Source organism: Amycolatopsis sp. (assembly GCF_036008905.1).
Classification (GTDB): domain Bacteria; phylum Actinomycetota; class Actinomycetes; order Mycobacteriales; family Pseudonocardiaceae; genus Amycolatopsis.
This window is the reverse complement of record NZ_DASYMU010000028.1, coordinates 68997-76148: the sequence shown is the minus strand read 5'-3', so window position 1 is coordinate 76148 and position 7152 is coordinate 68997. Positions and strand designations below refer to the sequence as shown.

The window sequence follows — 7152 nt, the reverse complement described above, 5'->3', positions numbered from 1 at the left end:
CCCCACACTCGCCTAGCGCGCCCAGAGGACTGCGGGTACGGCGTAGATCGCCAGGTCACGAGTAAGTAAACAATTAGTAGTTCACCTTGGGGGCGTTGAGTGCCCCCAACGCCGCTTTGGGGACATGACGCGAGTACGTGCAGACCCACCTGACCGGCTGTGCGGGGGTGGTTCCCGGTTGGGGTCGGATTGGGAAAAGTGTCGGGGGTGGGGTGGATGCTGGGGGAGTGTTTTTGGGATTGGTGGTGCCGTCTCGGTGTGCGGGGTGCGGCGAGCCGGGGGTGGCTTGTTGCGAGGGATGTGGGGAGGTGTGGGGGTCACTTGCGAGGGTGAGTCGCGGCGGGGTCGGGGTGCCGGTGTTCGCGTTGGCGCCGTATCGCGGGGTCGCGCGGCGGGTGGTGCTCGCGTACAAGGAGCGCGGGCGGCGGGACCTGGCGGCCGGGCTGGAGAGGGTGCTGGCGGAGGCGCTCTGTGAGCTGCCGGGGGTCGGGCCTGGGGCTGACGGCGTGTGGTGGGTGGTGCCGGTGCCGTCTCGGCGGCGGGCGGCGCGGGCCCGCGGCGGGTCCCACACGCTGCGGCTGGCGAGGGGTGTGGCGGGGCGGCTGGCCGAGGCTGGCAGGCAGGCGGGGGTGGCGCCCGCGTTGCGGCTGGCGGGTGGCGTCCGGGACTCGGCGGGGCTGGGGCGGGCCGAGCGGGAGGTCAACCTGGCGGGGCGGGTGCGCTTCTGTGCGGAGGGTGCGCCGCCGCCGGGCGCGAACGTCGTTCTCCTGGATGACGTCGTGACTACCGGCGCTACGGCCGCGGCTTGTGTGAGGGAGTTGTCCGCCAGGGGTGTCGTGGTCACGGCGGTATTGGCACTCACGGTTGCGGGATGATCGTCTACTCACACGGACGAGTGATGGATTTCGGGAACGTCCACGGATGGGCGACCGTTGTCGGGACATGAAGGTGTTCATCGAAAGCACACCGACGCCCGCCGGCGTCACTCCGGTGGCGGCTGGTTCCGGTGCGGTGATCACCCTCGGAATCGGCAGCACATATTCGTTGCGCCGTCCGCGTGAAAACTCTGCTCATCCGATGCGCCGAACGGACGGGTTTTTCAACGGCCCGACCGGTCTTTCGCTGCACGCAGTGACGAGTTCTCACTGGATGACATCCCCCGTCTCGGGGGCTGTTGCTCTTGGCGTGAGGAAGCTAACGTGCTCCGCTATCAGCCAAACCCGGCTAGGGGAGGTGAGCAGCCCATGTCCCTAGCGCCGGAGGTGCGCTGAGTTCGCGCCTGGCTTTCTTCACGAGACGTCGTGAAAAGAATTTCAGGTTCTCTCTCACCGCCCGAGTTCGGGCAACGTCCCCGATTTCAACCGGCGCCCTAGTGAACAAAGAGCTCGCAGTCTCATTCAGCGAGGGAGGTTCGTGTATGGACATCGTCGTTAAGGGCCGCAACGTAGAGGTGCCTGAGCACTATCGGGCGCTCGTCAGCGAAAAACTGGCCAGGCTTGAGCGGTACGACAAGAAAGTCATACGTTACGACGTGGAGCTCTTCCACGAGCCCAACCGCAGGCAGTCCAAGAACTGTCAGCGGGTAGAGATCACCGGCAAGGGCAAGGGCCCGGCCGTGAGGGCGGAAGCATGTGCAGGCGATTTCTACGCCGCACTCGACTCCGCGGTGAACAAGATCGAGAACCGCATGCGGAAACAACACGACCGCAGGCGCGTACATTACGGGCGTCGGAGCCCGGAATCGGTCTCCGCGGCGACCTCGATGGCCGGTGGCGGTTCCGCCCCGGCGGACGGCGGCACGGTTCTCAGCGGCACGGCGGTCATGGAAGCGCCCGTCGAGCAGCGCAACGGTGTCAGTGCCGCAGGTCTGGACGAGATTCCTCAGCAGCAGCGCTGGGATGACGGTGCGGCGGACTACGAACCCGGCCGTGTCGTCCGCGAGAAGCAACATTCCGCCGATCCCATCACGGTCGATCAGGCTCTCTACGAGATGGAACTGGTCGGTCACGATTTCTTCCTGTTCAACGACTCGGAAGCCGGCAGGCCCAGCGTCGTCTATCGAAGGAGAGGCTTCGACTACGGCGTGATCAGGCTCGGCTAGACGAGCCCCGAACGTCCGCTGGACGGCCCGTGCGCGAGAGCGTGCGGGCCGTTCGCACGTCCGGTAATGCACAGAGCTCGAGACATTCCCTACGATGGGGGTAGGACGCGACCGGATCGGTCGCGCGGAAAGACTGCCCGGGGCCGGCCCGGGTGCGGATCACAATCAGCTAGTGAGGTCGACCGGATGGTTCTGAACCGCCTGCTCCGCGTAGGCGAGGGCAAGATGGTTAAGCGGCTGCGCAACATCGCCGATCACATCAACACCCTCGAAGACGACGTCAAGGACCTGCCGGACGCCGAGCTGCGGGCCAAGACCGAGGAGTTCCGCAAGCGGTACGCCGACGGCGAGTCGCTCGACGACCTGCTGCCCGAGGCGTTCGCCGTCGCCCGTGAAGGTGCGCTCCGCGTCCTGGGCCAGCGGCACTTCGACGTCCAGCTCATGGGTGGCGCCGCGCTGCATCTCGGCCAGGTCGCCGAGATGAAGACGGGTGAGGGCAAGACCCTGACCTGCGTGCTGGCCGCCTATCTCAACGCGATCTCCCAAAAGGGCGTCCACGTCGTCACGACGAACGACTACCTCGCGAAACGTGACTCCGAGTGGATGGGCCGTATCCACCGCTTCCTCGGGCTCGAGGTCGGCGTGATCCTGGCCGAGCAGACCCCGGAGGTGCGCCGCCAGCAGTACGCCGCGGACATCACCTACGGTACGAACAACGAGTTCGGCTTCGACTACCTGCGCGACAACATGGCGTGGAGCCTGGACGACTGCGTCCAGCGCGGCCACAACTTCGCCATCGTCGACGAGGTCGACTCGATCCTGATCGACGAAGCGCGGACGCCGCTCATCATCTCGGGCCCGGCGGACCAGTCGTCGCGCTGGTACACCGAGTTCGCCCGGCTCACGCCGATGATGAAGGCCGACATCCACTACGAGGTCGACGAGCGCAAGCGCACCGTCGGTGTCAGCGAGAAGGGTGTCGCGTTCGTCGAGGACCAGCTCGGTATCGACAACCTCTACGAGGCCGCGAACACGCCGCTGGTCGGCTACCTGAACAACGCGCTGAAGGTCAAGGAGCTCTACAAGCGCGACAAGGACTACATCGTCCGTGACGGCGAGGTCCTGATCGTCGACGAGTTCACCGGGCGCATCCTGCACGGTCGTCGCTACAACGAAGGCATGCACCAGGCGATCGAGGCGAAGGAAGGCGTCGAGATCAAGGCGGAGAACCAGACTCTCGCCACGATCACGCTGCAGAACTTCTTCCGCCTCTACGACAAGCTCGGCGGCATGACCGGTACGGCCGAGACCGAGGCCGCGGAGTTCCACCAGACCTACAAGCTGGGTGTGGTGCCGATCCCGACCAACCGGCCGATGATCCGTGGCGACCAGCCCGACCTGATCTACAAGACCGAGCAGGCGAAGTACGAGGCCGTGGCCGAGGACATCGCCGAGCGGCACGAGAAGGGCCAGCCTGTGCTGGTCGGCACCGTGTCGGTCGAGAAGTCCGAGCACCTGTCGAAGCTGCTGCTGAAGCTCGGTGTCCCGCACGAGGTCCTCAACGCGAAGTACCACGACAGGGAAGCGCTGATCGTCGCGCGCGCCGGTCGTAAGGGCGCGGTCACCGTCGCGACGAACATGGCCGGTCGAGGCACCGACGTCGTGCTCGGCGGGAACCCGGACATCATCGCCGACGAGGTGCTGCGCGAGCGCGGCCTGGACCCGGTCGAGAACTCCGAGCAGTACGAGGCCGAGTGGCCGAAGGTGATCGAAGACGTCAAGACCGAGTCGAAGACCGAGGCCGAAGAGGTCAAGGCGGCCGGCGGGCTGTACGTCCTCGGCACCGAACGGCACGAGTCGCGCCGGATCGACAACCAGCTGCGCGGTCGTTCCGGCCGTCAGGGCGACCCGGGCGAGTCCCGGTTCTACCTGTCGCTGGGTGACGACCTCATGCGCCGCTTCAACGCCACCATGGTCGAGCGCGTGATGACCACGATGCGCCTGCCGGACGACATGCCGATCGAGCACAAGATGGTCTCCAAGGCCATCAAGAGCGCGCAGACGCAGGTCGAGCAGCAGAACGGCGAGATCCGCAAGAACGTCCTCAAGTACGACGAGGTCATGAACGAGCAGCGCAAGGTGATCTACTCCGAGCGCCTGCGCGTGCTCGAGGGTGAGAACCTGCGTGACCAGATCGAGCACATGCTCACCGACGTCGTCGACGCGTACGTCACCGGCGCGACGGCCGACGGCTACGCCGAGGACTGGGACCACGTCAAGCTGTGGACGGCGTTGAAGACGCTGTACCCGGTGAAGGTCAAGTGGGAAGACCTCGTCGAAGACGACGACCTCGACGCCGAGAAGCTCCGCAAGGCGCTGCTCGACGACGCGCGGGCGGCTTACGACGCGCGTGAGGCCGACATCAACGAGAAGGTCGGCCCGGACGCGATGCGGGAGCTCGAGCGCCGCGTCATGCTCTCGGTCCTCGACCGCAAGTGGCGTGAGCACCTCTACGAGATGGACTATCTCAAGGAGGGCATCGGCATGCGGGCCCTGGCCCAGCGCGACCCGCTGATCGAGTACCAGCGCGAGGGCTTCGACATGTTCCGCGCGATGCTGGACTCGCTGAAGGAGGAGGCCGTCGGCTTCCTGTTCAACCTTCAGGTCGAGCAGGCGGAGCCGGAAGCCGCGCCGGAAAGCGCCACCGCGGTGCCGGCCGGGGTTTCGGGCAACGGTAACGGCCGGGCCCCCGAGGGCAGGCACTCGCGGCCGACGCCGCCGCAGGCGCCGACCACCGACACCAAGGCAGTCCCGTCCGCGCTGCGCGGCAAGGGGCTCGGCGGCGGTTCGCAGGCGAACATGACGTTCTCCGGGCCGAACGAGGACGGCGAGGCCCAGTCGCGGGCCGAGGCGGCCGGTGACGACGAGTCGGGCACCCGGCGTGAGCGTCGTGCGGCCCAGCGTGCCCAGGGCAAGAAGGGCAAGAAGGGGCCGCGCCGCTAACGGCCGATCCTGAAGTACTCCGAAAGCGGCGTTGGGAACCTTCCCAACGCCGCTTTCGTGTGCACAGGCTGCACTTGAGTGTGCGCAGGTTGTGCTCAGGCGGTTAGGCGGCGTGAGCGGGTGGGGCGTGGCTTGAGGAGGTCGAACTGGGTGCAGCGCCAGCCGGTCGGCGAGGTTTCGAAGCGCGCGGCGACAGCGAGGGCTCGCGGGCCGCAGTGGACGATGGCGCAGGTTTCGACGACGTTGTCGGCGGGTCTGCAGGTGTGGACCGAACGGACGACGTAGGGCTGCCTGCCGGGCGGCTCGGTGGCCAGCAGGCGGTCGTAGAGCTCGGGTACGAGCAGCGGGCGCACCTGCGTGGCCGGGCGACGGCCCTGACAGGCCTCCAGGATCGTCGTCATCATGCGGCCGAGGAACTGGCGGTCCATCGGGGCACTCGCCGGTGGGTCGGCCACTCGGGGCGCCACCGGGCCCAGTTGGAGCGGCAGCGCCAGCTGCCCGTCACCCCGGGCGTGCCGGACGAGCGCGCGTACTTTGCGCACGCTGGGTCGTTCGGAAGGTTCGTACGGCGTGAGTGGACGTAGGCAGTGGACTCGCATCCCCGGCTCCCCGCTGACGGCACGGTCGGGTTGACCGCTCGTACTGGGTAGAGCGGGCCCGGCGCGAAATCCGGACAACAACCGCCCAAGCCGGTGAATCAGGTGGATTTCGCCCGCATCGTCGGCGCCAGTGCGCTAGCGCCCGGGCCGTGTCCCAAAAAGCGCGACAGGATCAGCCTCAGCGTGACCCGCTGCGAGGCCGGGTCGAAGTCCGGGTCGATGGTGGCGCGGGAGTACATCGCGTCGACGAGCCCGACGACCCAGGTGGCGGCGGTGCCCGAGTCGATCGAGCCGTCGATCCGCTCCTGCCGGGCGGCCTTGTCGAGCAGCCCGGCGATGCCCGCGCGCAGCTCGAAGTCGTTACGGGCGACCAGTTCGAACAGCTCCTCGTCCCGGCCCGCCTGCGCGACGAGCTCGGTCACCAGCCCGGCGGCGCCCGGTGTCTCAAGTGGATTCAGGAGCTCGTCGACGAGGCCCAGCAACCCTTCCCAGACGTCTTCCGCCGCCGACGCGGTGGCCAGGTACGCGGCGTTGTCCTGGCCGTCCAGTTCGAAGATGGCCCGGAAAACGGCGCCCTTGTTGGGAAAGTAGTGGAACAGGCTGCCCGAGCTGACGCCGGCGGCGGCGCAGATGTCCGCGGTGGTCGTCTTCTCGAAGCCCTTGATCGCGAAGCAGCCGGCCGCGGCTTCGGTGATATGCCGTCGTTTCGCTTCGTACTTGACCGGATCGACCGTGCGCATTCAGTTCTTCCCGGCCAGGCGCCAGTATTGGCGCTTCTTCTCGTCCCGGACGACGAGCCCGAGGCTGACGAGCTCCTCGCGAAGCGCGGCGGCGTCGTCGCCGGATCCCTTGTGCAGCACGCGATCCCGGGCCTTGAACAAGGCATTGGCGCCCGCGGGCAGGCCGGGGATGTCCTCCACCCAAAGCCGATAATCCGCGGCGTATGGGTCTTCCGGCAGCCAGCGGAGTCCGTGCGCGGCGAAGGCGCCGTCGAACTGCCCGGCGTCGAGATCGGTGGCTTCCCTGGCCAGTTCCTCGCCGTCTTGCCCGAGCAGCACGAGCTGTTTCCGGTCCAGGAAAGCCGCGTCGACCGAGTCGCGCCGGACGCTCTTGGCAGTGTCTCCGCGGTTGAACCGGACATCGTTCGCCGTGATCGTGACGGTGAGATTGTCCTGCTGCACGAAGAAGGCGAACACCAGCCCCGCGAGCACGCCGACGGCGAGGGCGCCGAGCGTGGCCTGCGGCTCCGGGACGGAGTCGACCAGCTTGAACGGACCCTGCATCGGCGCCCACGGCAGCGAAGCCACCCAGCCCGCCAACTCCTTGAGCAGCCAGCCCAGCGCGGCGCCCAGCACCGGGCACACGAGCCACGTGCCCTTCCGGAACCAGCCAGGCGGCCGCACGACGGTTTCGGTCTGCTTGTTCGAGAGCTCCCCAGTCATGCGGCCA

Annotated in this window: 6 protein-coding genes; 3 read left to right on the top strand and 3 right to left on the bottom strand. The window is 67.4% G+C overall.

Annotated features, from left to right (window positions below):
* Window positions 1-329: 329 nt before the first annotated feature.
* The 3 genes from VGP60_RS05945 to secA all read left to right on the top strand — a co-directional run bounded on the left by VGP60_RS05945 (window position 330) and on the right by secA (window position 5104).
* Entirely contained in the window at window positions 330-875 is a 546-nt protein-coding gene (locus tag VGP60_RS05945; RefSeq protein WP_327546844.1) for a ComF family protein, read from the top strand.
* A gap of 542 nt (window positions 876-1417) precedes the next feature.
* Window positions 1418-2101: a ribosome hibernation-promoting factor, HPF/YfiA family gene (gene hpf / locus VGP60_RS05940; RefSeq protein WP_327546843.1), complete on the top strand. Its 684-nt coding sequence runs from the start codon at window positions 1418-1420 to the stop codon at window positions 2099-2101.
* 186 nt (window positions 2102-2287) lie between these two features.
* Complete coding sequence (secA, locus tag VGP60_RS05935) at window positions 2288-5104, top strand: preprotein translocase subunit SecA (RefSeq protein WP_327546842.1); 2817 nt, start codon at window positions 2288-2290, stop codon at window positions 5102-5104.
* Window positions 5105-5199: 95 nt separating this feature from the next.
* Here secA and VGP60_RS05930 read toward each other — a convergent pair whose 3' ends face one another.
* The 3 genes from VGP60_RS05930 to VGP60_RS05920 form a co-directional block, all read right to left on the bottom strand.
* Window positions 5200-5646, bottom strand: a complete 447-nt coding sequence (locus tag VGP60_RS05930; RefSeq protein WP_327546841.1) for an Rv3235 family protein — start codon at window positions 5644-5646, stop codon at window positions 5200-5202.
* A gap of 155 nt (window positions 5647-5801) precedes the next feature.
* The gene (locus tag VGP60_RS05925) at window positions 5802-6443 is read right to left on the bottom strand and encodes a TetR/AcrR family transcriptional regulator (protein WP_327546840.1); all 642 of its coding nucleotides are present in this window, start codon (window positions 6441-6443) and stop codon (window positions 5802-5804) included.
* On the bottom strand, window positions 6444-7145 hold the full coding sequence (locus VGP60_RS05920) for a YqeB family protein (RefSeq protein ID WP_327546839.1): 702 nt from the start codon (window positions 7143-7145) through the stop codon (window positions 6444-6446).
* Between the last annotated feature and the right edge of the window lie 7 nt (window positions 7146-7152).

What these genes read in the sequence shown, in the direction of transcription:
- hpf (WP_327546843.1), top strand. Translation starts at nt 1,418, where the DNA reads ATGGACATCGTCGTTAAGGGCCGCAACGTAGAGGTGCCTGAGCACTAT.
- secA (WP_327546842.1), top strand. Translation starts at nt 2,288, where the DNA reads ATGGTTCTGAACCGCCTGCTCCGCGTAGGCGAGGGCAAGATGGTTAAG.
- VGP60_RS05925 (WP_327546840.1), bottom strand. Translation starts at nt 6,443, where the DNA reads ATGCGCACGGTCGATCCGGTCAAGTACGAAGCGAAACGACGGCATATC.
- VGP60_RS05920 (WP_327546839.1), bottom strand. Translation starts at nt 7,145, where the DNA reads ATGACTGGGGAGCTCTCGAACAAGCAGACCGAAACCGTCGTGCGGCCG.